Below are 25407 nucleotides of genomic sequence, written 5' to 3' on the forward strand. Positions count from 1 at the left end.
GTGGGGAGTACGGGACTTGAACCCGTGACCGACGGATTATGAGTCCGCTGCTCTAACCAGCTGAGCTAACTCCCCTCGCAATTACTAAGACTAGACGATATAAACCGCTAGCCCGCTAAGGCCTGAGAGCGTATAGCCTGCAAAACAGCGTCCAATTTAGACTGATGCTCTTCAGGAAGCTGAACACTCACCCCCATGGACGATAGAACCAGGTCCAAAATATTTTTATTCTTAGCAAGGAGCGGTCCAAATAGAGTTGTCGAGATGAAAGCCTTTTCAATAAATAGATCGATGTCCTTGTCGCTATTTCTGTACCCAAAAGCTTTGTGACCCCCAGAAGTAACCTCTCTAAACTCGCTAACCCTAGAAAGCGTTTTCAACTTTGGTAGCGCAGACAACTTCGAGCAGAAGTACTCATGTGAGGAGCCAACTAGCAGAGTTGCCTTTCCGCTCATTAGACGCTCCTGCAAAAGCTCTGTGATTTCTGCAAGTGCAGATTCGAACTCCCGCATGACAGCCCTAGAGCCATCTCCAACCAACAAAAAGTCCGAGTCGGCAAATTCTGTCGATGTCATGGAGTGCTGGATACCCCGCCACTCAAGCTGTTTTGCCAACACCTCGATGTTGCCCTGGTCTCCGTTGTTGTTGAAGTATTCGGGCATAAAGGTTGCTAACTTAATCATTTCGCCAACCCCAGATGTCTTCTCGTGCGCCTCATGGCGTCAGCCGAGAATAATACCGTTGGGCTCGGGCCAGTAAGCTCCAAAAACTCATCCGCTGCCTTATCGGCTTCCATAATTATCTTGTCTACTTGTACGCCCTGGTAAATAAGCCTCAGAGCTAAATCGTTAGCGTTCTTACCGCCCACAACAGCGACCCGCTTCAGCTTTGAGAAATCCACCGTCCATAGCCAACTTGGATCGTGGATATCTGATCCCGCCATAATCATCAGCGGGCTAGTCTGATCAGAAATCTCACTAAGACTGTGCGTAAAGCTCGTTGGATTCAGACAAAGCAAAAACCTTACATCTTTGCCACGAATTGTTGCGATTTCATCCCGCGCAAATACCGGAGGCAACGCCGAAACGGTGCTTTGGACCAAATCCCAATCAGGTTCGATTAATTTTGAAAGCGCAGTAACAGCAGCCGCTAAATTCAACGCCTGATGAGGCGCATCGGCCTTGGTCTTGAAATCTAGTTCACGCTCGCTTACTCTTAGCTGAACCAACTGCGATCCAACACCGGTTACTTGAACTGTGGGCTCAAATACTGGACTAGCTCCGAAGTTGAGGGCATAAGTGGGTCGAGGTTCAATGGCGGAAGACAGTCCGAAACCAGTCACCTTTGTACTGTCTGCGAATTGAGTGAGGTTTCGATCGTTTATGTTCACAATGGCGTGATCCGAGTGGTCGTAGATCCTCTTTAATTTCTCAACTACCAGCTCTGGATCGACGAAGCGATCAAGCTGATCGGAGTAAACATTGGTTAGCACCGCAAGGCGTGGGCGCAGTGACTCGACTAGAGCTGCTCCATGACCCTCATCCCATTCCAAAACCACAAAGTCCGCGTCGATGTGCCCGCGATAATCACCAAACTGAAGGATTGCAGCGTAGAAGCCCTGCTTGATGTTTGCAGTGGATGGGTTTGTGAAAACTTTGTAACCATGTGCCCGCAATAACGCTACGAGTACTTGAGTTGTCGAGCTCTTGCCGGAGCTGCCTGAAACTACAACTAAACCCTGTCTAGCTGATCGAATTGCATCCCTGAGTAAATTTGGCGCGATTAGGCTGGCTACGGTTCCAGGAAACGCAGAACCGCCACCTCTTCGAACAACTCGAATTAGAGATCTGGTAATTCGACCTATGGCTACCGCCAGGACGCTAAGCACTGAATTTCCAAGCCCTCAGGACCAGTTCACTCTCGCCTGCTGCAGTGTGCAGCTTATGAAATGAAATCACCCCGCCAGTTTACCCGTGAACCCTCTAAACGAATGTGATGCTAGTGCTACAAGCTATTTCCGTCCCAAGACAATCGAGACAGTAGGTGAAGCGATGTGGAAAAAGGTATTCGCGATATTCCGATCCACTCATCCCCTACCTTCGCTCTCTGTTGCAAGTTTTGCGGTTTTGTTTGGAGTAAGCACTGGTTTGTCACCAGAAAGGCTCGTCCTAGTCGGTCTAGCAGTTCTGGCTCAGCAGTTCTCGGTTGGTCTTTCCAACGACTGGTTGGATGCTGGAAGAGATTCAGCTGTAAATCGAACTGACAAACCCGTAGCCCAGGGAATGATCTCAATACCTATGGTGAGAACAGCTTCTCTGTTTTCAGCCATAATCTCGCTAGCGCTGGCTTTGACACTAGGGACACCAACTTTCTTGTGGATGATTCCAATGCTTGTAATCGGTTGGGTTTACAACTTGGGGCTAAAGTCAAATGGCTTTTCAGTTGTTCCGTACATTATCGGGTTTGGAATTCTGCCTGTATTTGTGACCCTTGCGGGTCCAGAACCATCACAGCCACCAGCTTGGGTAATTCTAGTTGCAGCACTTTTTGGCGTAGCTGCTCACTTCGCTAATTCACTACCCGATCTCCTCGAAGACAAACAAACTGGAGTGAAGGCCTTGCCACATCTTCTTGGACAAAGATTCTCCGCACTCGTTATTGCCTTCTCCGCTGGCTCGGCTTCACTAATTCTGGTAACCCAGAGCCAGAATTTGAACCAAACAGTTGCGGTTATTGGTTTTGGGCTAACTCTGGTTCTTGCCACCGTGGCGAGTTTATTGGCACTAAAGCCAAAGCCCCCGAAATTGGTATTTCATCTACTTTTAGTAGCGTCACTTGTTAACGTTGTCTTGCTAATGCTTGGCACTTAGTTAGTGGCTGCTTGAATGGCTAAGGAAGCTCTTCTCTTCGGAGTCTCTCAGCCGCTTTCTTGACACCCTTGCGCACCCGAATCTCTAGTTTCTTGGCGGCGAAGGCAACTTCGTCGCGAACTTCCTCCAGGCGCTCTTTGACCTCATCCCTGGCGTCTTCAGCCCTGGAAATTAGTTCCTTGCTTGCGAGTTCGGCTTGTTCGCGAAGCTTGGCAGATCGTCTTCTTGCAAGCGCGATAGATCTACTAAGACCCTTACTTAGACTTCCGATAGGTAGTGAGTAGGTTGCAAGGTTGTCGGCGGTTTCGTTCTCCTCCTGCTTTTCACCACTGTAGAGGCCCTCGAAGATTCTTATGGTGCGATCGATATCGTGCGACTGGATCAAGTGCAGGGAGTTTTCCGAAAGGCGATCTAGCTCTTTCTGATCGGCAGTTAACACCTTGAGTAGCCTGTCAGCAAGAGCCTTTACGTCATCTGGAGGAAATAGATAACCATTGTCACCATCGTGAACCAAGTGAGGAAGAGCCATTGCGTCAGCGGCAACCACAGGGCGGCCAGAGGCCATCGCCTCCATAGTTGCAATGGACTGCAGCTCCGCAATCGATGGCATTGCAAACACGGTTGCTCGTTCATAAACCTTGGGTAGCTCCTCGTCAGAGATGTGACCACGGAAATCCACGTTTTTGTCAATACATAAATCCTTAGCTAGCTGCTCTAGGTATTCGCGTTCGCCACCATCACCGACAATCTCAAGTTTTACCTTTAGAGAGTTAGGGAGTAGGGCTATCGCCTTGATTAGGTTGTGAATGTGCTTCTCGGAATCAAGCCGACCGAGGTACAGAACTCTAGGTTCAGTATTTGTTGTTGGGGTGTTGTTGGCAAACTTTGACGCTTCTATGCCACAGGACACGGCCAACACCCCGGTTAGGCCGGCTGCGCTTTCCAAGAGATTGGCAGCTTTCCTGGTTGGGGTTGTTACAACATCAGCTTTTTTAAGAATCCTGCCGGCGTCCTTCCAAGCAAGGCTCATGGCAACTTTTTCTGCCCAGCGCGGAATAACTAGGGAGTACTTGATCAGGTTCTCGGGCATGATGTGGTTAGTTGCGATAACGCGAATACCTCGCTGCCTAGCAGATCTCAACAGGTACCTGCCAACAATCATGTGCGAATTTATGTGAACTGCGTCAGGCTTGAGCTCTCTTAGAATTCGATCGGTCTTGGCTTTTAAGGTAAAAGGCCAGACATATCTCAAAGTTTTATGTTGGACAACTCTGTAGCTTTTGACACGGTGAACCGTCATTGTGCTGGAATCGTGAACCTCAGTGAAGGTTCCGTACCTTTTGCTGTAAGACGGTGCGATGACATGAACTTCGTGTCCAGCCCGAACCAGACCTGAAGCTAGCCGCTCCGCAAACCTGGAAGCGCCATTTATATCTGGCGGGAAGGTGTCGCAGCCAATCACCACGCGCATGCGTCTAGTATCTTTTGCTGCTTCGGTCATTTCATCCCTGAGATTGAATTGGGGGTGTCTTGAAAAAGTTTACTTGACGGGGGCTTTGGGGTGCCGTCTAAGTTCCGGGTGCACTTTCGAGAGCAAATAGACGCCAAATATAGCCAGCAGCCCAAAGCCCGAGAAGAAAGCTCCCGAGCCCAAAGTAGCCTGCTGAGCCTCCCCCAGAATGCCAATAGCGATTGCAATTGCCACGATTGGGTCAACAACCGTCAATCCCGCGATAACCAGATCCGGGGGTCCTGAGGCATAAGCGTTTTGGACGAACCAGCCTCCTAACAAGACGGCCCCTAACATGCTGACAACAGCAATAAGAGTCAAGATGTCGTAGTCCATCTGGTACAAGCGTTGGATTGTCACCTTGGCAAGAGTTGCGACAAATCCATAAAGCACCCCAGCCCCAAGAATGAAAGTTAGCGCTTGAGCCTTCTTTCCAACGGTGAAAAACAGCAAAGCGAAAACCACCAAGATAATCACAAAAAGAAGTAACACCCTAAGTAAGTTCTCGTCGGTAAGTTCGACTTGGGCGGCAACCTGAGAAGCGGTAACCACAAAACCGCCAACTCCAAATGTGCTTAGACCAATGGCTAAAATAGTGGCTTTATTGAGCCTGGTTTTTGTATAGCGAGCATTTAACAAAGAAGTTATAACTAGAGCTATAGCACCAATAGGCTGAACCACAATTAATGGGGCTAGGGATAAAGCTCCGAGTTGCAAAAACATTCCCAAGATCATCAAACCGGTACCCGAAACCCAGCGAGGTCTGACAAGCAGCTTGGCTAATTCTTTGAGAGACAGTGAAACCTTGGGTTGGACATGCTTTTCTCTACTAGTTGAGACAGCCTGGTTCTGAAACTGAGCGCCAAACGCAAGAGCGACTGCGGCCAATAGGGCAAGCGCAATAGCTAATAATCTAAGTTCTGGTCCCACAAGTATTCCTAAAATTTCCCAGATTCGAGCCTAGCCCTGATTTGAGCTCATTCGCCAAAACAAAAGGCTAGATTTGAGCCATGATCAGGCCAATACGCATATATGGGGACGAGGTGCTGCACCAGCGGGCACAGCTGGTCACGGCCTTTGATCAGGAGTTGGCCGACCTAATTCGCGACATGTTCGAGACCATGGAAAATGCCCCCGGGGTTGGGTTGGCTGCGCCGCAGGTTGGTGTTGCGCTTCGAGTATTTGTCTATGACTACCCAGACGATGAGGACAACCCTCGAAGAGGCGTAGTGATTAACCCGACAATTACTATCGGGCCAGTTTCAAGAGAAGACCCCGATGAAGAGCTTCATAGCGAAGGATGCCTTTCAGTGCCAGGAGAAAGGTTTTCCCTGCAGCGAGCTGACTGGGCCATCATCGAAGGCGTAGATCTAGAGCAAAAACCCATAAAGATAGAAGCCGAAGGATGGTTTGCAAGAATTTTCCAACATGAGTTTGATCACCTTGAAGGAATCATTTATGTCGACAAGCTCCCTGAGGAATCCAAAAAGGAAGCGTTCGAGATCATGGCTGAACTTGGTTGGAATAGACCGGGTCAGTCTTGGTTACCTGGAACAGATCACCTCGAAGACTAAAACCAAAGCCTAAGCAAGCTTGCAACCGCCGCTGCGGCAATCACAACGAAGATAAATGGGACTCTCAAGTAGAAAAGAATTGCTGCAACCGCCAAGGCAGCCGCCCGTGCGTCCAAAACAATACCGTCTGATGAGACAAAAGTTTGAATCCCAACAAGGCCAGCGAGCATGGCGACCGTAAGTAAAGCAGCGAGTGAGCGAATCTTCGGGTCCTGAACAAAGCGTTCAGGAACCAGGTGACCAAGTAGCTTCCAGGAGTAAACCAGAGCACTTGCTAAAAGTACCCCTACCCAAAGCGTCATATTCTTTTTCCTAAAAGCTCGATTATCCAGAAAGCAACAGCGACACCTGCTGTAAGCAGAACTGGAATACCAGCAGGAAGAAAAGCTGAAAGCAAGACAGCTGTGAAGGCAGAAACTACTGCAAGTAGCAAGAGCTTAGACTCTCTGAGCCTTGGCCAAATAAGCCCTAAGAAGGCGGCCCCCGCGGCAGCATCCAAACCGAAATCAGCAGGATTACCAATGAGAGATCCAAGTAGCGCTCCAGCTGCAGTTGCCAAGTTCCAAAATACAAATACTGCTATTCCTGTAAGCCAGAAACCCTGGCGCTGTTTTGCAAGATCAGGCTCTTGGGATAGCGAAACCGCATTAGATTCATCTATGGTTAGCTGAGCCCCGAATGGTTTCAAGAGCCCAGAAAGCGACAACACTGGGGCCAATCTAATGGCATAGAAGCCGTTACGAACACCAAGTAGCCACGATGACAAAACTGCCGGAACTACTCCCGCACCGGTTGCAATAACTCCAACAAATGCAAACTGACTACCCCCGCTAAACATCAAAAGACTAAGCGCCATGGTTTGCCAAAAATCTAAGCCGGCAGCAACCGATAGAGCGCCAAAAGAAATGCCATACAGACCGGTTGCGAAACCCACCCCGAATGAGATTGCTTTAACGCTTTGCGCTTCACTTGGCATCTAACACCCCATTTTGCATGAGCTTGATAATGAGCTCGCTGGAAGTAATAAAGCCTAGCGAAAGAGCGAGCGGTTGGTACTGCTCGAGACTTAGCTTCGGTTTAGAGCCTGCTCTTATCTTTGGCCACTCCTCGGCAAGTTTTTCGATCAGGCCCCTTTTTCTAACCGGCAGGGCAATAACTGCTTGACTCAACTCGAAATTGTTTTTGGACACGGGCGGTGTTTCGGTAAGTAACTTCGCGAGTTCCGGCAGGTCAATAACTGGCTCAGCAGACGCTGCTGAAAAAATAGATTTTATGAGCCCCTCAGGTCCGCTATCTATACTCACCACATCGTGCATTCCCGCTCCAAGAGCTTGGACACGTAGGGTTGCAATGTCATAGACCGTGGTAAGAACTGCCTTGGGAACCTCTGACAATTCGGGATAGCTTTGCCTGAGAGTCAAGAAGGCCTCGACTCCAGTTTTGCTATCTAGCTGTTGATCGATGACGATGACATCCACTAATAAATCAGGTATCTGATTTAGTCCATCGATGCTGCCATCAGATTCGAAGACAACCGTAAGATTCTCGGTGGCATCAAGGATTGCCCTCCTGGCGGATCGAACGCTCGCGTTCCAATCAATCAGTGCAATTCGAAGTGATTGGCTCATTTAGGTTCTTGTCAGTCTTGCTTGGGGCGACGAATCGGGAAAAGAGCCGACACCGTAAAACCAACCCCGACTGCGCGCTGTGCCTCTAAGGATCCACCAAAGCTCTCGACTCGCTCACGCATAGCCGTGATTCCGGGTCCAACAACTTTTTCTAGAAGGTTGTCGATATCATCATTGGCGTCATAGGGAGCTGGTAAGCCATTCGGCCCAACAGCACTTTTCCTAACTACCTCGACACCGTTGTCTCGAATGATTACCTGAAGGCTTGTTTCAAACCATGTAATTTCAACGGTTACCATTGTGCCCTTGGGGTTGTGCTGGCGAACGTTCTTGATTGCCTCGAAAACTATCCGGTAAATTGCTAGCTCCATTGAGCTATCCAATTTAACCCGTGAGCCCGAGTAGCTAACCGCCATGTTGTAACCGGCCTCGCGCATTGCTAGCTCAAGAGCTGGAATGCTCTCCAGGGTAGGAGGTGCGGTGGAGATCATGCTTCCTCGATTAATGGTCTCGTAAAGCCTTCTAAGTTCGGCGTGAGCTGCCTTTGCGCTTAGCAGGACTTTGTCCAAGGCCCGTAAACCCGCAGCCGGATCTAACTTGGCTGTGTATAAACCTGCTTCGGCGTTAGTGATTACCGAAGAAATGTGCTGCACAGCACTTTCGTTCATGTCACCTGCCATCTCGAAGCGCTTGGCTTGCTCCGCTAGCTCCAGCGAGATTTCATCTTGCTGAGAGTTTGAGTATTTGCGGTTACCTTGGAATTGCCTCTGAAGATATTGCTCACGTAGTAGCCGACCGCCAACTGCAGCCAGGCCAATTAGGCTACCTACAAAGATCGATCCGGCTATAAAGAAAACTAGTCTTCCCGAGTCAGTAAATTCGATTATCCCCAAGTTCGGTAGCGAAAGATTTGGGTTGTAGGAAGCGCTTGCAACAATCAAAAATGATGTAGCGCTGACAGCCAGTATGCTGATGGCGCGCCAAGGGTTAGCCGTAAATACACCAGCTGCAAAAGCAACAGCTGCAAGAACCAAGTTTCCAAAGGATGGTGCGGCCGATAATCCAACATGTAGGGCGGCTCCAATTAGAAGCATTACTCCGGTTAGGTAACTATAGTTTCTGACAAACAGCGAAGCTAGTGCGAATGGAACGATAAGTAGGAATGAAACCATTCCGCCGGTAACAGCGTTGATTCCGCCAAATACAGCCAGGAGGGTTGCGAAAAGAGTAATCTCTGGAATCCATTTGTTGTCTAGTATCCAGCGAATCAAGCAGGCTCCCAAAAATTGGTTTGATGTGATGAGAAATTCTCTGGCTCCCCGGCTTGGACTCGAACCAAGAACCTATCGGTTAACAGCCGATTGCTCTGCCAATTGAGCTACCGAGGAATGCTTGCGCAGCCTCCAACACTACCAAAAATGGGGGCTTTGCTATATCAGTAGCCCAGGGCTGGATTTACTTCACCAAGCCACTGCCCGTTACCTAGAAAAGCCTTCACGTTTTGCTCAATGCGGGTGGCAAATAGCCTAGTGACGATTTCCTTAGTGTCAGCGGTATGAGGCGTCAGAATAAGGTCGTCACGGCCAAAAAAGGCGTGTCCATCGGGCAGTGGCTCCGGGTCGGTAACATCCAACCCAGCACCTGCCAACAGACCCTCATCCAGGGCTCTTAGTAGGTCATCGCTAACAACAATCGGTCCCCTGGCAACATTGACCAAATAGGCAGTGGGCTTGAAAAGTGAGAGCCTCTCGTAATTGATAAGCCCTCGAGTTTGATCAGTAAGCGCACAAGAAACAATCACAAGATCAGCATCGGGTAGCAGGCTCTCTAGCTTGTCGAGCCCGGCAATGGTCTTGGCGCCAGCAAGTGGCAACTCTGGGTTGTTCCGGACAACGGTTATCTCTGCCCTAAACGGTGCGAAGTGTTTTACCAGCTCCTCCGAGATTCCTCCAGCGCCAATAAGCAAAACTTTTGAATCATAAAAGCTAAAGGCTTGTTTTTTGCCCCAACTAAAAGCTTTAATCCGAATGGGAAGCTTTCGACCAAGGGCGAGTGCGAGCATAAGTGCGTGCTCGGCTACCGGCTCTTTGTAGGCACCCTTGGCGCTGGTAAAAAATACATCTTTGTCGAGCAGGTCTGCAAACGCATCGACTCCCGCAAATGGTAGCTGCACCCATTCCAATTGAGGGTTGGCATCGATCAATTTACCGAGGGCCTCGGGTGAAGAGTAATCGGTCCAAATTAGCCCGCGAACCTCAGCACCCATTGGTGCAAGACTTGCTCCAGCAAGTTCAAGCGCCCTGGCGTATTCCGGAAACACCTTTGGCTCGATTGCAACTAAATTGTTAGCCACCCTGTAGAGCCCTTCTTCGCTGTTCGATGTCCATAAGCTCCTTTTGAATCTCAGCAATCTTGGTGGAGTCTGTTGGCTCGGTTTGACGGAGTACAGCCTGCAAGGAAAGCTTCTGTCTGGTGAGTAGGTTAATAAAACCACTAACGACTACTCCGTCAATGTATCTCTTTAGCTCTTCTGGTGTACTCGCAGGAAGTGCTGTAGCCGCAATTTCCCTCAGGCTTTGATGAAGCGCCGGATCAAGTGATTCGGAAAGCTTCACTAGCCAGTTCGAATCCTTGCGGTGTGAAGCATTGGCTGAAAGGGCCGAGGCGATCATGGAGTGAACCCTTGCCAAGAAATCCCCCGAGACTAGGTCCATGAATTTACTTTCTTCGACTTCTGAAGGGTGTTGAACTAGAACTTCAAGCAATTGCCGTTCGAATCGAATGGTCGGGTCTCTAAGATCTGGCACGTCAAAGGACTGCACGGCAGGCTCTAAGGAAATGTCTTGTCGCATTGGCGCCACCGCTGCTACGACCCTGTCCTTGATGGCTCGGTCGACCAATGCGCTAACTTCCGATACGTCTAGGTTTACCCAGTTAGCAACTTCTCGAAGGTATACAGATCGCATGGCAGAGTCACGAATGGTTGCAATGACATTGGCAGCGGCTCTGGCTGCACCGACGCGTCCTTCCACGCTGGAGAGGTCAAAGTTTTTTAGCTTCTGCTTGATTGCAAACTCGTAGATTGGTTTCTTGCTTTCAATCATTAGCTGCACAGCTTCATCGCCTTTTTGCACCCGAAGATCCGAAGGATCTAGTCCATCTGGCCCAACCGCGATAAAACTGTTGGCGTGGAACTTATCAGCATCGGCAAAGGCACGCATGGCCGCTTTTTGACCCGCTTCATCGGGGTCAAAAGTAAAGATAACTTCCGCTGGGTTATCTACATTTGCAGACAGCATGCGATTCAAGATTCTGATGTGCTCATCGCCAAATGCAGTTCCGCAGGTTGCAACTGCAGTGGTGACTCCAGCAAGGTGGCAGGCCATCACGTCGGTATATCCCTCGACTACAACTACCTTTTGCGACTTCGAGATTTCCTTTTTGGCTAAATCGATTCCATACAGCACCGCTGACTTGTGATACACCGGAGTTTCTGAAGTGTTTAGATACTTGGGCCCCTGGTCATCATCAAATAGTTTTCTAGCTCCAAAACCAATCACCTGGTTAGACGTGTCTCTAATTGGCCAAATTAGTCTTCCGCGGAACTTGTCGTAAAGACCGCGCTCTCCCCTGGAGGCGAGCGAGGCGAGCACTAACTCATCCTCAGTGAAACCCAACGTCTTTAGGTGATCAACCAGGTTGTTCCAACCCTTAGGTGCAAAACCAACACCAAATGTTTCGGCAGCTGATTTATCAAAGCCACGGGATTTCAAGAAGTCTCGGCCGGTAGTTGCAGCATCACTTCCAAGCTGCTCAGCAAAGTATTTCGAGGCTGCCAGGTTGGCTTCAAAGATTCTGGCTTTTTGACCCTGGTCTGGTGCATTTGAGCCAGCTTCGTAGGTAAGTGTGTAGCTGGCTTTCTGAGCTAGGTTCTCAACCGCTTCATAGAAGCTAAGTGATTCCATCTCCTGGAGGAACTTATATACATCTCCGCCTGCACCGCAACCAAAGCAATGATAAAAGCCCTGCAGGGGCCGCACATTAAAAGATGGTGACTTCTCTTGGTGAAACGGGCATAGCCCCTTGAGGCTTCCTGCACTCGCTGGCTTTAGCGCAACGTACCCACCAATAACATCGGCGATGTTTACTCGAGCTTTTACTTCCTCGATGTCTCTCGCGCTTATTTTTCCGGCCACTTGATAATCCTATTTAGTCACTAGTTCGTGGTGCAGGCTGAGTGCAGATACGTCAGTAAGAGATGCCACTTGGTCAACAACCACACGGTGTTTTTGCTCCTGCGAGGTCGCATCCTGCCAAGCACTAGCGCAGTAAGTGTCTAGGTGCTTGCCGTTGGCTGCTAGCAGCGCATCTGCTAGCTCTGAAAGAATCGCCCTTTGCCATTGGTAGTAAGGCTGCCTTTTCTCATCGGACATCAAATAGGCAGACACTATTCCTTTGAGAACTGCTATCTCAGCTCTAACTTCTGAGGGAACCACCAGGGCTCCCTGGTATCTAACTAAATGCTCGGAAGCGTTTGCTAATTCTGTTTGGTCTGTGGTCCGTCTAACGAATGAGCCAATCAGAGCGCTCGTTAGGTTCTTGAGGGTTGCCTGATCTTTCATTTCACCACTGTGACTTGAGAGCCAATAACTATTTGAGCGCAACCTAGCAAGAGCTGATTCAAAATCTGAACTAGCCAAATCAGACCCATCCCACTGGGCAATTTTTTCAATCAGTTCAGCATCAGAAGCTGTGGAGTTGATCTCGGCTAGGTTTACGTATCCCGAGACGATGGCATCTTCGAAATCGTGAACAGAGTAGGCGACGTCATCTGCAAAATCCATAACCTCGGCTTCGATGCACTTGCGCATTGGTGTCGCACCGGCTCTGAGGAATTCGAAGACTTCTTTGTCGTCCTGGTAGTAACCGAATTTGACTGAGTAGTCTCCGCCAGTTTCAGCCTGACCTGACTCTCGTCCCCACGGGTACTTGCAAGAGGCATCCAGCACTGCGCGAGTGAGGTTTAGACCCCGGCTTCTTCCATGGCCGTCAAATGCTTTTGGCTCGATTCTTGATATCAATCTAAGAGTTTGAGCGTTACCTTCAAATCCCCCGAAGTCTGACGACCATTCGTTGAGAGCGGCTTCGCCGTTGTGACCAAAAGGAGGGTGCCCCAAATCATGAGCCAGGCAAGCGGTATCAACTACATCTGGGTCAATTCCTAGCTCCTGGGCCATCTCACGTCCCACTTGAGCAACCTCAAGCGAGTGAGTAAGTCTGGTTCTGGCAAAATCACCATTTGAAGGCGAAAGCACCTGCGTCTTTGCGCCAAGTCTTCTAAGCGCTGAAGAGTGTAAAACTCTGGCTCGATCTCTTGCAAATTCACCTCGCTTGATTGAGCCCGAGCGATCTTCTGGGACAAATCTCTCCTGGTCTGATTCTTGATAACCTCGGCTAATCATTTAGCCACCCGAAACGCTGAGTTCAGCTTCCAAAAGCGAAAGCCTCGCAGAGTCTTCAAGCTCTCTGGAATCCAACCAGCGCTCAGGCAGTGCGCAGCTCTTCATTCCACCCGCTCTTCCTCTTGGACCCTCCGCTTCGTCTCCCGGGTAGGGCATGGTTCGATCAAGAGTTCCAAGAAGTTCATCCATCTGGGTCAGGGTTTCAACGCTTGCAAGCGATGCTCGCAAAGACCCGCCAACTGGGTAGCCCTTGAAGTACCAAGCGACGTGCTTTCTAATGTCCCTGCAGGCACGTAATTCATCTCCGAAGAACTCAACAAGTAGCTCAGCATGCTTCTTGAAGGCGTCCGCTACCTCTCCCAAATTTGGTTGGACTTGAGAATAGTCAATGCTGGCATTGGGGTTCTCAAGGTATGACCTAAAGGCATTTTCTAAATCTGCAAAAAGCCATGGTCTTCCGAGGCATCCCCTGCCAACAACAACGCCGTCAACACCGGTTTGCTTCATCATGTTTACGGCGTCCTGCGCAGACCAGATGTCTCCGTTTCCAAGAACTTGAACATCGGGTAAAGCCGCTCTAAGTTCCGCAATCGCGTCCCAGTCGGCTTTGCCAGAGTAGTAATCAGCAGCGGTTCGACCGTGAAGAGCAACAGCTGCAACCCCAGCATCTCTAGCGGCTTTTCCGGACTCCAAGAATGTCAGGTGATCAGCGTCGATACCCTTTCGCATCTTCACGGTTACAGGAATATCCCCAGCTGCCTTGACGGCATTTTGGACAATGGCCTGGAAAAGATCTTGCTTCCAGGGAAGTGCTGCTCCGCCACCTTTCCTGGTGACTTTTGGAACCGGGCAGCCAAAGTTTAGATCGATGTGGTCGGCGCGATCCTCGGATACCAGCATGGTGACTGCATCTGCAATTGTCTTTGGGTCAACGCCATAGAGCTGAACCGAACGCACCTTTTCACTCTCGTGGTGACCAATTAGTCTCATGGACTCTTCGGTTCGCTCCACAAGAGCCCTGGAGGTAACCATCTCAGAAACGTAGAGCCCTCCACCAAAGCCTTGGCAGAGTCTTCGGTAAGCGGTGTTTGTGATTCCAGCCATTGGAGCAAGTACTACCGGGACATCGATCGCTATGTTGCCATAACTTAAAGCCGGTTTAGTTTGTGACTGCATGGAAGATTAAACCAACTTCTCGGCCAGGTAACCCTTTAGCTTGTCTAAAGAAACTCGCTGCTGCTCCATGCTGTCTCGCTCACGCACGGTAACTGCCTGGTCCTGCAAAGAATCAAAATCGACAGTTATGCAAAACGGAGTTCCAATTTCATCTTGCCTGCGATAGCGGCGCCCGATTGCTCCTGAGTCATCAAAATCAATGTTCCAACTCTCACGCAAATCGTTGGCTAGCTTTCTGGCAACTGGCGAAAGGTCTTCATTGCGAGAAAGTGGAAGAACCGCGGCCTTGACTGGCGCCAACCTGTAATCCAAACGCAGCACGGTTCGAACGTCCACGCCACCTTTAGTGTTTGGCGCCTCGTCCTCGGCGTAGGCGTCGACTAAGAACGCCATGAGAGATCTAGTTAGACCCGCCGCTGGCTCAATTACATAAGGAGTCCAGCGCTCATTGATGCCCTGGTCGAAGTAGCTAAGGTCAACACCTGATTCTCTTGCGTGAGTTGCTAGGTCGAAGTCAGTGCGGTTAGCAACACCTTCGAGTTCACCAAATTCACTTCCAGGGAAACCAAAGCGGTATTCGATGTCTACTGTGCGCTTGGAATAGTGAGAGAGTTTTTCCTTCGGGTGCTCGAACAACCGAAGGTTTTCAGGGTCTATTCCAAGATTTACATACCAGTTGAAGCGCTCTTGAATCCAGTACTCATGCCAAGTCTCATCTGTGCCTGGTTGAACAAAGAATTCCATTTCCATTTGCTCAAATTCGCGAGTTCTAAAAATAAAGTTTCCGGGAGTAATTTCATTGCGGAAACTCTTTCCGATCTGACCAATTCCAAATGGCGGCTTCATGCGAGCCGCTCCTAGGACGTTGGCGAAGTTTACGAAGATTCCCTGAGCGGTTTCTGGCCTTAGGTAGTGCATTCCAGATTCATCTTCCACAGGGCCCAGATGGGTCTTTAGTAGTCCATTGAACTGCTTGGGTTCGGTCCAGGAGTCCCTCGTGCCACAGTTTGGACAAGCAATGTCTTTCATGGACTCTGGGGCGCGGCCCTTCTTCTCTTCAAAAGCTTCCTCGAGGTGATCCTGGCGGAATCTTTTGTTGCAGCTGGTGCACTCAATTAGTGGATCAACAAACTCTTTTACGTGTCCGGATGCTTCCCACACTTTTCTTGGCAGGATCACTGAGGAATCTAGGCCAACCACGTCCTCGCGGCTGTTTACAACAGAGCGCCACCACTGACGCTTGATGTTTTCTTTTAGCTCAACTCCAAGTGGTCCATAATCCCAAGCGGAACGGGTGCCACCATAGATTTCTCCGGCCGGAAAGACAAAGCCTCTGCGCTTAGCGAGGGCAATTGCCGAATCTAGGCGATTGGTGGTGGCCAATTTGAACTCCAAAGAATAGATAAAGCCTGAACTAAGGCTGAACCCCAGTTTAGTTGGCTAGTTAGCCCTTAGGGCTATCGATTGCAGCCCCAAAGCGGCGCTGCCTAGTCGAATACTGCTCTATTGCCCGCCAGAGCTCCTGGCGGTCAAAATCTGGCCAGAGCACTTCACTAAACACCAGCTCGGCGTAGGCGCTTTGCCACAGCAGGAAATTAGACATGCGCTTCTCCCCCGATGACCTGACAAAAAGGTCGACATCCTTGAGTGGGTTTGTAGAAAGCAGTTTGCCAAAACTGTTCTCGGTTACCGATCCGGCCTTGAGTTTCTTTTTTGCAACAAGCTGCGTGATCTCATTTACGGTATCGACGATCTCAATTCGTGAACCGTAGTTCACGCACATAGTCAAAGTTAGAACCTTGTTCTTCTTGGTCATCCGCTGCGCCTCTTCAAGCTCATCAATTACGCTGGCCCAAAGCTTTGGTCTTCTACCAACCCAGCGAATCTTTACGCCCCAGTTGTTTAGTTGATCTCTGCGAGCTCTAAGTACCTCTTTGTTAAAACCCATTAGGAATCTAACTTCTTCAGGTGAGCGTTTCCAGTTCTCGGTAGAGAATGCAAAAACAGATAATTCCGAAACACCGGCCTCAATCGCTCCTGCAACCACGTCAAGAAGTGCAGCCTCGCCGGCTCTGTGTCCTTCAACTCTGGTAAGGCCTCGCTTATTTGCCCAACGACCATTACCGTCCATGACAATTGCGATGTGCTTTGGAACCTGGGAAAACTTGGGAACCTTGATGCCCTTTTTGGCTACTGGCTGAAACTCCATCATGCTCTTTCGACGTGGGGCATTGATTTTAGACCGCGCTCTATATGCCACTGACTATACGCAGCTACGATACCCGATGCGTTTGCTCTGGCGCTCGGAGCGGAATTCTCCGCCAGTTCCCAGTCGCCAGATAGCAAAGCTCCAAGTAGGGCAGTTGTCTCGAGCGACATTGAAACAGCGCCAATTGGCTTGCATTCTTGGCACACCACAGAACCAACCTGCATTACAAAAGCAGAATGCGGACCTTTGGCCTCACACCTCGCACAGTCATCAAAGCTAGGTGCCCACCCGGCAATAGCTAAAGCGCGAAGCAGATAGGAATCCAGAATCAACGATGAGTCGTGCTCTTTGGTTGCAAGGGAACGAAGTGCTCCAACAAGTAATAGGTATTGCTGAGGAGAAGACTCCTCCATCGTGAGCCTCTCAGCTGCTTCCACCATGGCGTTAGCTGCTGTAAACGCTCCATAGTCGTCAATGATTGATCCGCCATAGGAGCCGATGGTTTCAACTTGGTTCACTATATCTAGATTCTTGCCTTCGTAGAACTGCGCATCGACAACCATGAAGGGCTCAAGCCTCGAACCAAACTTTGACGCTGTTCGGCGAACTCCTTTGGCAACGGCTCTGATTTGACCGCGGGTGCGCGATAGCAAAGTGACGATACGGTCAGCTTCACCTAGCTTGTGAGTTCGAAGCACAACAGCTTCATCGCGATAAACAGGCACTAGTCCAGTATCTAACGGGCCAGGGACGAAGCGGCTTTCTCAAGCACGTATGGCGCGATTTACGCCCGAAATTACTGCTTTGAGCGAAGAAGTGGCGATGTCAGAATCTATTCCAACGCCCCAGAGGGTCTTGCCAGCTATATCTAGCTCGATGTATGAAGCCGCCTGGGCGTCTCCTCCGGCACTCATCGTGTGCTCGATGTAATCAAGCAGCCTGGTCTCAACACCCTGCGCACCAAGAATTGCCAAGAAAGCAGAAATTGGTCCGTTTCCAGTTCCAGAAGCCTCAACTTCTTTGTCACCATCACGCAAGACGATCTGAAGTTTCACTTCACCGTCCATTTCACTTTCGGTTTTCATGCGCTTGAGTTCGAAGCGTCCCCATTTCAGCTCGGACTTTTCCATGGGCGCAGGTAGGTACTCGTCTTGGAAGATTTCCCAAAGCTTTTCGGAGCTAACTTCTCCACCTTCGCTGTCGGTTAAACCTTGAACCACTCGAGAGAATTCGATCTGAAGCTTTCTTGGAAGGTCAAGTGAGTGATCAGATTTCAATAGGTACGCGACACCACCCTTACCTGACTGAGAGTTAACGCGAATGACAGCTTCGTAGCTTCTTCCAACATCCATTGGGTCAATTGGAAGATATGGCACTGCCCACTCAAGTTCAGAGATCTCTTTGCCTGATTCGGTAGCAGTTTTCTGCATAGCCTCAAAGCCTTTTTTAATGGCGTCTTGGTGCGAACCAGAAAATGCGGTGTAAACCAGGTCGCCTCCGTACGGTGAGCGCTCTGCAACCGGAAGCTGGTTACAGTACTCAACGGTGCGCTTGATCTCATCGATGTCACCAAAGTCAATCTGTGGATCAATGCCTTGAGAAAACAGATTCAACCCAAGGGTCACCAGGTCAACGTTTCCAGTGCGCTCACCGTTTCCAAATAGGCAACCCTCGATGCGGTCCGCACCCGCTAGGTATCCAAGTTCAGCAGCGGCAATAGCGGTTCCACGGTCATTGTGTGGGTGAAGGGACAAAATTACGCTCTCGCGCTTTAGGAGTCTTCTGCTCATCCACTCAATTGAGTCCGCGTAAACATTTGGTGTAGTCATCTCCACGGTTGCTGGAAGATTTATAACCATCTTTCGATCCGGAGTGGGCGCAATTTCCTCGATAACCGCGTTGCAAACCTCAAGCGCGTACTCAAGCTCCGTTCCGGTATAGCTCTCCGGGGAGTACTCGTAATAGACATTGGTACCTGGAAGCATGTGCTCTAGTGACTTACATTTTTTGGCAGCATCCAGGGCAATCTTCTTGATTCCCTCTTTGTCCTGGTTGAACACAACTTTTCGCTGGAGCACTGAAGTTGAGTTATAGAAGTGCACGATTACGTTTTTGGCTCCAACCAGGGATTCATAGGTTCTTTCGATTAGGTGATCCCTAGCTTGCGTTAGAACCTGAATAGTGACATCTTCTGGGATGTGACCGTCGTTTATAAGCACCCGAACAAAGTCGAAGTCGGTCTGGCTAGCAGAAGGAAAACCGACTTCGATTTCCTTGTAGCCCATGCGAACTAGCAGCTGGAACATCTTGAGTTTGCGCTCTGGTGACATTGGGTCGATCAGGGCCTGGTTACCGTCACGAAGATCCACCGCACACCAGCGTGGGGGCTTTTCTATGCGCTTGGTGGGCCAGGTACGGTCCGGGAGCTCAATCTTGATTTGCTCGTGGAAGGGTTTATAGCGATGCACCGGCATCGAAGAAGGTTTTTGTTGGTTTTCCAATTGTGTTCTCCTAAAGATTGTCTGAGTCGGCTATAACAAAGCTCCGCGACGAGGAAGGCCGTTTAGTAGGCCTCGCCGCGGCCACTAAGTAGTAGCTCAGAGAACACCAAAAGAGGCTAACACTTAAAAGCCCAGTTTTCCTAGCTGCTTTGGATCCCGCTGCCACTCGTGAGCAATTTTGACTCTGAGGCTTAGAAATACTGGCCCACCGATTAGTGCTTCTATCTCCTTGCGGGCCCTTGTTCCAACGTCTTTTAGACGAGATCCCCCCTTGCCAAGAACGATTCCTTTTTGGCTGTCGCGCTCGACAAAAATGTTGGCGTGGATGTCCGTCAGCTCTGAGTTCTCACGTTTTTTCATCTCGTCCATGGTTACTGCTAGCGAGTGGGGCAATTCATGACGGACGCCTTCCAAGGATGCTTCCCGAATTAGTTCACAGATTCTAGATTCAATTGACTCGTCAGTGATTGTCTCTTTTGGATAAAGCTCTTCAGATAGTGGCATCATTCCAACAAGCATTTTCGCTAGTTCATCTAGCTGTGAGCCAGCTATCGCAGACACCGGAATTATTTCGCTCCAGTCACGAAGCTTAGAAACCTCGAGCAGTTGATTGGCCAATTCTTCTCTGGAAACTGTTTCGCTCTTTGTCACAATTGCCACGCACTTGGCTTTTGGAAAGCTACTTAGCTGCTCGTTGATGAACTTATCCCCTGGACCAATTTTGTCGCCAGCTGGAAAACACATGCCAATCACATCAACTTCGCCAAGAGTTGAGGCAACAAGGTCGTTGAGTCTTTCACCAAGCAGTGTCCTCGGACGATGAAGACCCGGGGTGTCGACAATAATTAGCTGGCCGGATTCTAGATGAGCAATACCCCTAATGGCTTTTCTTGTGGTTTGTGGCTTATCGCTCGTGATTGCAATCTTCTCGCCCACCAGAGCGTTTGTGAGAGTGGATTTTCCGACGTTGGGTCGACCCACAAAGGTCACGAACCCCGCGCGAAATTCATTAATCATCAGTTGACAGTTCCTCGGGATCTGGTTCAGCCAATACTCTCACTAATACAGTTACTAATCTCTTTGCTCGACCTTCAACGCGGTCAGCAGTTAGCTCAAGCCCGTTAATCACAATCTGGTCGCCAAGTTTTGGAAGAGCTCCTAGGCCTTTAGTGAGCCAACCGCCAACCGAATCAACGTCATCGTCTTCTAGCTCTATCTCTAAAAGTTCACCTAGCTCAAACAGAGAGAAGCGAGCATTTACTCGATAAAGGTCCGCTGCGAGCTTCTCGACATCTGGAATCTCTTTGTCATACTCATCGGCGATATCACCAACTAGCTCTTCAATGACGTCTTCCATGGTCACAAGTCCCGCTACACCGCCATACTCATCAATTACCACAGCGATGTGTGTGGAGCTTTTTTGCATTTCCTGCAAGAGGTCTTTTAGGGGTTTGGACTCGGGGACAAAAATAGCGGACCTGGCTAGATCTTCAGCTGTTTTTTCAAACATGATCTTTGGGGTCTCGTGCAAAATCTTCGCTACATCCTTGAGATACAGAATTCCCACTATGTCATCGGTGTTCTTGCCGGTAACGGGTAGGCGCGAGTATCCGCTATACAAGAACATGGTCATCGCACTGTCTAGATTTGACTCGGCAGTGATGGTCGCGATGTCAATTCTTGGAATCATTACCTCCCGGGTAATGGTTTCTGAGAAGTCTTCGACTGAGTCAATGAGTTCTTGCTCATACTCTTCCGCCTCGGTGGCGTCCACCTGCTTCTTTGCGAATACTTTGCCAATAAAGGCAAACCTGTTACTCTCCGACAAGTTGACTGCTCTCGCTTTCGTAGTAGGCCTTCAATATTGACTTCTGAATGCCAAACATCTCAAGTTCTTCCTCTGGTTCTGCGTGATCAAAGCCCAATAGGTGCAACACTCCGTGGGTAGTTAGCAGCAAGACCTCATTGATTGTTTCATGACCAGCGGTGACCGCTTGCTTTTGCGCCACGGTTGGGCAGATAACAATATCCCCGAGTAGTCCAGGAGGTGTTGGGTCTGACTCCGTTCCTGGGCGAAGCTCGTCCATCGGAAAGCTCAGCACATCTGTTGGACCTGGCTCATCCATCCACTGCAAATGCAATTGCTCCATCGCTGGTTCGTCAACAAAAATAATTGCTAACTCAGCGGCTGGATCTATTTTCATACGGTCTAGGGCAAACTCGGCAAGGCGAAGAACCCGAACTTCATCAATAGCAAATTCGGTTTCGTTGCTGATTTCAATGCTCAACTAGTTGGCCTTCTTGGGGTTTGCAGCATCGGCGCGATCGTAGGCGTCTACGATTTTTCCAACCAGTGGATGTCTAATGACATCCGCGGAGCTCATTTGAGAGAAGTAAACGTCGTCAACGTTGGTAAGAACTCTAGAGGCTACCCGTAATCCAGACACTCCTCCTTGCAAGTCCACTTGAGTAATGTCTCCTGTGACAATCATCTTTGAATTGAAGCCCAATCGAGTTAGGAACATCTTCATCTGCTCTGCCGTGGTGTTTTGAGCCTCGTCCAAGATGATGAATGAATCATTCAGGGTTCGGCCTCGCATGTAGGCAAGCGGTGCCACCTCGATAGTTCCGGTAGCAATCATCCGTGGAACCGCATCGGGATCGAGCATTTCGTGTAGGGCGTCAAATAAAGGTCTTAGATAAGGGTCAATTTTTTCGCTGAGGGTTCCTGGAAGAAAACCAAGGCGCTCTCCAGCTTCAACTGCTGGCCTGGTCAATATGATTCTCGACACTTCCTTGCGCTGAAGGGCCTGCACGGCCTTTGCCATAGCAAGGTAGGTCTTTCCCGTTCCAGCAGGACCAATCCCAAAAACAATGGTGTTTTTATCTATTGACTCGACGTACTCTTTTTGCCCAGCGGTTTTTGGCCTGATGGACTTTCCCCTGGAGCTAAGAATGCTCTGCGAGAGAAGATCAGGTTCAGTTCTTTTTAGATCTGCTGGGGTAACTTCCCTGCCAGAAGAAACTGCCGAGATAATCTGCCTCAAGCGCTGCTCAGCTAGAGCAACAGTTGCAACAGGTCCAGAAATTTCAATCTCGTTGCCGCGAGCTGTGAAGCGAACATCGGGGAAGCTTTCCTCGATAGTTCTAAGTAGTTTGTCTTCAGGCCCAAACACGAATATGGGGTCAACACCGGAAATTTCTATTACGACAGTTTTTGAATCTTTAGATTCGGATGATGTCAAGAGCCGTCCTTTGAGTTATCTGATAAAACGTGAGCGTGGGCATGAAAAATGGTCTGACCGGCTTCGCTGCCGGTATTGAACTGTAACTTGAAAGAGCCATTGGTGTGTTCTTTAGCCAATTTCGTTGCCTGTGACATCAGTTCTCCGAGTACTGCCGGGGAGGATTCCGAGAGCTCAACAACATCTTTGTAATGCTTTTTTGGAATAACTAACAGGTGGACTTTAGATAGCGGAGCAATGTCCCGAAAGGCCAAGGTATTTGCAGTTTCCGCAATTTTGTCGGAGGCAATATCGCCGGAAACAATTTTGCAAAAGATGCATGGGGCTTCTGTCATGTAATTCAGTCTAGTTTTAGCTAGCCCTAGCTCCAATTTCCAAGGGTTGCTTGCAGGTAGGAAACTACCGCCACTCCAGCCGTTGAAGTTCTCAAAATGCCGCTTCCAAGACCAACCAGGTTCAATCCGGCGGAGCGAAACTGGTCAAGTTCTTGCGGACTAATGCCGCCTTCCGGGCCGACAACTATAGCTATCGATTGGTGTCCCAAAAGGGGCAGGCTGGTGAGTGCAGTACTGGATGTAGGGTCCAAAACAAGCGTTAGGTCGAACTGCTTTAGGCGCTCTGTTAGCTCAAGTGTTCCCAAAACCCTCTCAACCTCAGGGATAAAGGGGCGAAGAGATTGCTTGGCAGCCTCAGTTGCGATTGTTTGCCAACGCAAGCGGTGCTTGTCTTGTTTTTCAGGTTTCCAGATTGATACTGATCTCTCGCTCTGCCAGGGAATGACTGTTTGAATGCCAAGCTCAGTGCAGGCCTGCACTGCCATTTCGTCGCGATCCCCCTTGGCTAAAGCCTGGACCAAAATAAGCTGCGGCTTGGGCCTTTCGATCTTTTCAACTGATTCAACATCCAGCTCCAATAAATCCTTCGAGAGCAGGCTCACTTTGCCCCGGGCTTTGTTACCCTGACCGTCCGAAACAGAAATGGCCTCTCCGACTTGCAGTCTACGAACAGACATTGCGTGTTTTGCTTCAGCGCCAGCAATTCTGATCTTGGAGCCAGATTTTGTGTCAGAAGGAATGGGTGAAATAAACAGTGGCTCAACCACGACGTCTGCCCTGGAACGCGCCTGACTTTCTAGGAACGAGGCCTGCGGTGTCGGCTTTTCGCATTCCGGCCAATGTTCTAAAGAGTTCTTTTTGCTTCGAGTCCAGCTTGGTTGGAATCTTTACCGAAAGGGTCACAACTAAATCCCCTCGGCCGGACTGCCGAAGCCTGCCAAATCCTTTTCCTTTGACGCTGACCGTATCACCGGTTTGCGAACCGGCTGGAATTTGCAACTCAATTTCCCCGTCGAAAGTTTTGATCGTTACCAGCGTTCCAAGTGCTGCTTCGTGGAGTGGGAGTTCGAGCTCACAGGTTAGCTCGTCACCGGATCTACCGTAAAGCTGATGCGGGGCAATAGAAATGTCAACGTAAAGATCTCCGCTTGGGCCACCGCCAAATCCAACTTCACCGGAGCCAGAAAGCTGCAACCTAATTCCATCTTCAACACCAGCTGGAATTTTGAGTTCAATATCTCTTCTAGCCCTGACTCTTCCTTGGCCACGACAATCTAAACAAGGCTCTGGGATAACATGGCCGTAGCCTCGACAAGATCCACATGGGCTTGTTGTGACCATCGCGCCAAGAAGTGAACGAACCTGGGTCTGGACCTGACCGCTCCCGTGGCAGATGTCACAAACTCTTGGGCTGGTTCCAGGCTTTGCACAACTTCCATTACAGGTATCGCAAAGCACAGCTGTATCCACCGGTATTGACTTCTCAACTCCAAAAATTGCTTCTTCGAAACTTAGCTCAACTCGAAGCAGCGCATCTTGACCTCTTTCGGCTCTAGAACGAGGTCCGCGCTGTCCGCCACCAAAGAATGTCTCGAAAATGTCTCCAAAGCCAAAGCTCTGCGAGTCACCACCGGAATCGTATCTACGCCTTGCTTGGTCATCACCTAAAACCTCATAAGCATGTGTCACCAACTTGAAGCGCTCTTGAGCAGCATCGGAATCGTTGACATCCGGGTGCAACTCGCGGGCCAGTTTTCTGTATGCCTTTTTTATTTCTTCTGATGATGCGGTTCTGGAAACGCCAAGAGTCTCGTAATGATCTGCCAAGAGTTAGAGTCCTCCAAGAGATTGAGTGAGATACCTAGCAACCGCTCGAACAGCACCGATGTTGGATGAGTAGTCCATTCTGGTTGGACCAATTACCCCGACCTTCGCTACTTCGCTTCCCTGGTTCTCGTAACCTGAAACCAAAACTGAAGTATTCAAAAGTGCGTCAACGGTGTTCTCTCTACCAATACGTAATGAGACACCGTGTTGATCTGCCTGCATCTCAGAAATCAACTTCAGTAAAACCACCTGCTCTTCAATTGCTTCTAAAACCGGTGAGATGCTTCCAGGAAATTCTCCCTGTCTCTTTGCCAAGTTGGAGGTTCCTGCAAGAAGAATCTTTTCCTGGCTATTGGCGTCAACCAGTAATGCGACCTCTGGAATCACAGTGTTAGCTAGTACCTGCAGTGGGCTCTCAATTTCATCTTTGGACGAGCGAAGAGTTTTGTTCACCTGAGAAAGCGGCTTACCAGCGACTTTGTCGTTTAGGAAGTTGCGAAGTTTTTCAACTACTGCCGCCTCGTAACCAGAAGCTACCTCCATTACGTGCTGCTGAATTCGACCAGAGTCGGTAATCAGCATCAAAAGAAGTCGCTTCTCGTCTATGGCGATTAGCTCAATGTGCCTAACGGATGCTTTGCCAAGGCTTGGATACTGCACAAGTGCAATCTCATTTGTTAGCTGGGAAAGTAAGCGTGCCGTTTGGCTTAGTGTTTCGTCAAGGTCAGAACTTTTTGACATGAAGCCCTCAATGGCGGCGCGCTCAGCATTGCTAATTGGCTTGACTTCATTTAGTCGATCAACAAATAAGCGATACCCCTTATCTGTTGGCACTCGACCACTCGAGGTGTGTGGGGCGGCAATTAGCTCTTCTTCTTCGAGTATCGCCATATCGTTTCGGATGGTGGCTGCCGAAACTCCAAAGGAGTGGCGCTCAACTAAAGACTTGGAACCAACTGGCTCATTGCTCTGGATGTAATCTTGCACGATTGCTTTTAGAACCTCGAGGGGTCTTTCCGAAATCAAGCTCAATCACCTACCTAGTTAGCACTCATTGCTTATGAGTGCCA

The 25407-nt window shown here is 49.5% G+C and carries 26 protein-coding genes and 2 tRNA genes; 2 read left to right on the forward strand and 26 right to left on the reverse strand.

Features of this window, described 5'->3' with window-relative positions; all coding sequences use genetic code 11:
* Position 1: 1 nt before the first annotated feature.
* From AC9UFE_RS01150 to AC9UFE_RS01160, 3 genes are all read right to left on the reverse strand, one after another.
* Positions 2-75, reverse strand: a tRNA-Ile gene (locus tag AC9UFE_RS01150).
* A gap of 32 nt (positions 76-107) precedes the next feature.
* Positions 108-683: a hypothetical protein gene (locus tag AC9UFE_RS01155; protein WP_509544931.1), complete on the reverse strand. Its 576-nt coding sequence runs from the start codon at positions 681-683 to the stop codon at positions 108-110.
* The gene (locus AC9UFE_RS01160; RefSeq protein ID WP_509544934.1) at positions 680-1888 is read right to left on the reverse strand and encodes a MurT ligase domain-containing protein; all 1209 of its coding nucleotides are present in this window, start codon (positions 1886-1888) and stop codon (positions 680-682) included. The genes AC9UFE_RS01155 and AC9UFE_RS01160 overlap by 4 nt, the downstream gene beginning before the upstream one ends.
* 163 nt (positions 1889-2051) lie before the next feature.
* Between AC9UFE_RS01160 and AC9UFE_RS01165 the strand changes: the two genes are divergently transcribed.
* Complete coding sequence (locus tag AC9UFE_RS01165) at positions 2052-2870, forward strand: UbiA family prenyltransferase (RefSeq protein ID WP_509544937.1); 819 nt, start codon at positions 2052-2054, stop codon at positions 2868-2870.
* Positions 2871-2889: 19 nt separating this feature from the next.
* Here the strand turns inward: AC9UFE_RS01165 and AC9UFE_RS01170 are convergent, their stop codons facing one another.
* Together AC9UFE_RS01170 and AC9UFE_RS01175 are read right to left on the reverse strand one after the other, a co-directional pair.
* Positions 2890-4371 carry a glycosyltransferase gene (locus AC9UFE_RS01170; protein ID WP_509544940.1) on the reverse strand — a complete coding sequence of 494 codons (1482 nt, stop codon included), beginning with the start codon at positions 4369-4371 and terminating at the stop codon, positions 2890-2892.
* A gap of 39 nt (positions 4372-4410) precedes the next feature.
* A complete protein-coding gene (locus AC9UFE_RS01175) occupies positions 4411-5310 on the reverse strand; it encodes a DMT family transporter (protein ID WP_509544943.1) in 900 nt (299 codons plus the stop codon).
* Between the two features lie 80 nt (positions 5311-5390).
* Here AC9UFE_RS01175 and def point away from each other — a divergent pair, with 80 nt between their 5' ends.
* Positions 5391-5954, forward strand: coding sequence for a peptide deformylase (gene def / locus AC9UFE_RS01180; protein WP_509544946.1), 564 nt, complete (start codon positions 5391-5393; stop codon positions 5952-5954).
* Here def and AC9UFE_RS01185 read toward each other — a convergent pair.
* The 21 genes from AC9UFE_RS01185 to hrcA form a co-directional block, all read right to left on the reverse strand.
* Positions 5951-6256 carry an AzlD domain-containing protein gene (locus AC9UFE_RS01185; RefSeq protein WP_509544948.1) on the reverse strand — a complete coding sequence of 102 codons (306 nt, stop codon included), beginning with the start codon at positions 6254-6256 and terminating at the stop codon, positions 5951-5953. The two genes, def and AC9UFE_RS01185, sit on opposite strands and share 4 nt — an antisense overlap.
* Positions 6253-6930 carry an AzlC family ABC transporter permease gene (locus AC9UFE_RS01190; protein WP_509544951.1) on the reverse strand — a complete coding sequence of 226 codons (678 nt, stop codon included), beginning with the start codon at positions 6928-6930 and terminating at the stop codon, positions 6253-6255. Before AC9UFE_RS01190 ends, AC9UFE_RS01185 begins: the two co-directional genes overlap by 4 nt.
* On the reverse strand, positions 6920-7582 hold the full coding sequence (locus AC9UFE_RS01195; RefSeq protein ID WP_509544955.1) for a response regulator: 663 nt from the start codon (positions 7580-7582) through the stop codon (positions 6920-6922). The genes AC9UFE_RS01190 and AC9UFE_RS01195 overlap by 11 nt, the downstream gene beginning before the upstream one ends.
* An 11-nt stretch (positions 7583-7593) precedes the next feature.
* A complete protein-coding gene (locus AC9UFE_RS01200; RefSeq protein WP_509544957.1) occupies positions 7594-8853 on the reverse strand; it encodes a sensor histidine kinase in 1260 nt (419 codons plus the stop codon).
* A gap of 41 nt (positions 8854-8894) precedes the next feature.
* A tRNA-Asn gene (locus AC9UFE_RS01205) sits at positions 8895-8970 on the reverse strand.
* Positions 8971-9017: 47 nt separating this feature from the next.
* Positions 9018-9935 carry a D-isomer specific 2-hydroxyacid dehydrogenase family protein gene (locus AC9UFE_RS01210; RefSeq protein WP_509544960.1) on the reverse strand — a complete coding sequence of 306 codons (918 nt, stop codon included), beginning with the start codon at positions 9933-9935 and terminating at the stop codon, positions 9018-9020.
* Positions 9928-11778, reverse strand: coding sequence for a DNA primase (gene dnaG, locus AC9UFE_RS01215; protein ID WP_509544963.1), 1851 nt, complete (start codon positions 11776-11778; stop codon positions 9928-9930). Before dnaG ends, AC9UFE_RS01210 begins: the two co-directional genes overlap by 8 nt.
* A 9-nt stretch (positions 11779-11787) precedes the next feature.
* Positions 11788-13044, reverse strand: a complete 1257-nt coding sequence (locus tag AC9UFE_RS01220) for a deoxyguanosinetriphosphate triphosphohydrolase (protein ID WP_509544965.1) — start codon at positions 13042-13044, stop codon at positions 11788-11790.
* The gene (gene dusB / locus AC9UFE_RS01225) at positions 13045-14220 is read right to left on the reverse strand and encodes a tRNA dihydrouridine synthase DusB (protein WP_509544968.1); all 1176 of its coding nucleotides are present in this window, start codon (positions 14218-14220) and stop codon (positions 13045-13047) included.
* A 6-nt stretch (positions 14221-14226) separates the two neighbouring features.
* Positions 14227-15603, reverse strand: coding sequence for a glycine--tRNA ligase (locus AC9UFE_RS01230; RefSeq protein ID WP_509544970.1), 1377 nt, complete (start codon positions 15601-15603; stop codon positions 14227-14229).
* A gap of 61 nt (positions 15604-15664) precedes the next feature.
* Positions 15665-16432 (reverse strand): isoprenyl transferase, encoded by a 768-nt coding sequence (locus tag AC9UFE_RS01235; RefSeq protein ID WP_509544973.1) that lies wholly within the window; start codon positions 16430-16432, stop codon positions 15665-15667.
* Entirely contained in the window at positions 16429-17154 is a 726-nt protein-coding gene (gene recO / locus AC9UFE_RS01240) for a DNA repair protein RecO (RefSeq protein ID WP_509544976.1), read from the reverse strand. The genes AC9UFE_RS01235 and recO overlap by 4 nt, the downstream gene beginning before the upstream one ends.
* 39 nt (positions 17155-17193) lie before the next feature.
* Positions 17194-18930 (reverse strand): 2-isopropylmalate synthase, encoded by a 1737-nt coding sequence (leuA, locus tag AC9UFE_RS01245; RefSeq protein WP_509544979.1) that lies wholly within the window; start codon positions 18928-18930, stop codon positions 17194-17196.
* A 123-nt stretch (positions 18931-19053) separates the two neighbouring features.
* Entirely contained in the window at positions 19054-19947 is an 894-nt protein-coding gene (gene era, locus AC9UFE_RS01250; protein WP_509544982.1) for a GTPase Era, read from the reverse strand.
* Entirely contained in the window at positions 19940-20758 is an 819-nt protein-coding gene (locus AC9UFE_RS01255; RefSeq protein WP_509544985.1) for a hemolysin family protein, read from the reverse strand. The genes era and AC9UFE_RS01255 overlap by 8 nt, the downstream gene beginning before the upstream one ends.
* Positions 20745-21218, reverse strand: a complete 474-nt coding sequence (gene ybeY / locus AC9UFE_RS01260; protein ID WP_509544987.1) for an rRNA maturation RNase YbeY — start codon at positions 21216-21218, stop codon at positions 20745-20747. The genes AC9UFE_RS01255 and ybeY overlap by 14 nt, the downstream gene beginning before the upstream one ends.
* Positions 21219-22175, reverse strand: coding sequence for a PhoH family protein (locus AC9UFE_RS01265; protein ID WP_509544990.1), 957 nt, complete (start codon positions 22173-22175; stop codon positions 21219-21221).
* Entirely contained in the window at positions 22172-22510 is a 339-nt protein-coding gene (locus AC9UFE_RS01270; RefSeq protein WP_509544993.1) for an HIT domain-containing protein, read from the reverse strand. The genes AC9UFE_RS01265 and AC9UFE_RS01270 overlap by 4 nt, the downstream gene beginning before the upstream one ends.
* 26 nt (positions 22511-22536) lie before the next feature.
* Positions 22537-23277, reverse strand: a complete 741-nt coding sequence (locus tag AC9UFE_RS01275; protein WP_509544996.1) for a 16S rRNA (uracil(1498)-N(3))-methyltransferase — start codon at positions 23275-23277, stop codon at positions 22537-22539.
* Positions 23270-24337 (reverse strand): molecular chaperone DnaJ, encoded by a 1068-nt coding sequence (dnaJ, locus tag AC9UFE_RS01280; protein ID WP_509544999.1) that lies wholly within the window; start codon positions 24335-24337, stop codon positions 23270-23272. Before dnaJ ends, AC9UFE_RS01275 begins: the two co-directional genes overlap by 8 nt.
* Before the next feature lie 3 nt (positions 24338-24340).
* Positions 24341-25363 (reverse strand): heat-inducible transcriptional repressor HrcA, encoded by a 1023-nt coding sequence (gene hrcA / locus AC9UFE_RS01285; RefSeq protein WP_509545002.1) that lies wholly within the window; start codon positions 25361-25363, stop codon positions 24341-24343.
* Positions 25364-25407: the final 44 nt, after the last annotated feature.

It is taken from the genome of Rhodoluna sp. (genome assembly GCF_044239955.1).
In the GTDB taxonomy this organism is placed as follows: Bacteria; Actinomycetota; Actinomycetes; order Actinomycetales; family Microbacteriaceae; genus Rhodoluna.

What these genes read in the sequence shown, in the direction of transcription:
- AC9UFE_RS01190 (WP_509544951.1), bottom strand. Translation starts at nt 6,930, where the DNA reads ATGCCAAGTGAAGCGCAAAGCGTTAAAGCAATCTCATTCGGGGTGGGT.
- AC9UFE_RS01170 (WP_509544940.1), bottom strand. Translation starts at nt 4,371, where the DNA reads ATGACCGAAGCAGCAAAAGATACTAGACGCATGCGCGTGGTGATTGGC.
- dusB (WP_509544968.1), bottom strand. Translation starts at nt 14,220, where the DNA reads ATGCAGTCACAAACTAAACCGGCTTTAAGTTATGGCAACATAGCGATC.
- AC9UFE_RS01185 (WP_509544948.1), bottom strand. Translation starts at nt 6,256, where the DNA reads ATGACGCTTTGGGTAGGGGTACTTTTAGCAAGTGCTCTGGTTTACTCC.
- AC9UFE_RS01155 (WP_509544931.1), bottom strand. Translation starts at nt 683, where the DNA reads ATGATTAAGTTAGCAACCTTTATGCCCGAATACTTCAACAACAACGGA.
- def (WP_509544946.1), top strand. Translation starts at nt 5,391, where the DNA reads ATGATCAGGCCAATACGCATATATGGGGACGAGGTGCTGCACCAGCGG.
- AC9UFE_RS01220 (WP_509544965.1), bottom strand. Translation starts at nt 13,044, where the DNA reads ATGATTAGCCGAGGTTATCAAGAATCAGACCAGGAGAGATTTGTCCCA.
- AC9UFE_RS01195 (WP_509544955.1), bottom strand. Translation starts at nt 7,582, where the DNA reads ATGAGCCAATCACTTCGAATTGCACTGATTGATTGGAACGCGAGCGTT.
- AC9UFE_RS01270 (WP_509544993.1), bottom strand. Translation starts at nt 22,510, where the DNA reads ATGACAGAAGCCCCATGCATCTTTTGCAAAATTGTTTCCGGCGATATT.
- era (WP_509544982.1), bottom strand. Translation starts at nt 19,947, where the DNA reads ATGATTAATGAATTTCGCGCGGGGTTCGTGACCTTTGTGGGTCGACCC.
- AC9UFE_RS01235 (WP_509544973.1), bottom strand. Translation starts at nt 16,432, where the DNA reads ATGATGGAGTTTCAGCCAGTAGCCAAAAAGGGCATCAAGGTTCCCAAG.
- AC9UFE_RS01165 (WP_509544937.1), top strand. Translation starts at nt 2,052, where the DNA reads ATGTGGAAAAAGGTATTCGCGATATTCCGATCCACTCATCCCCTACCT.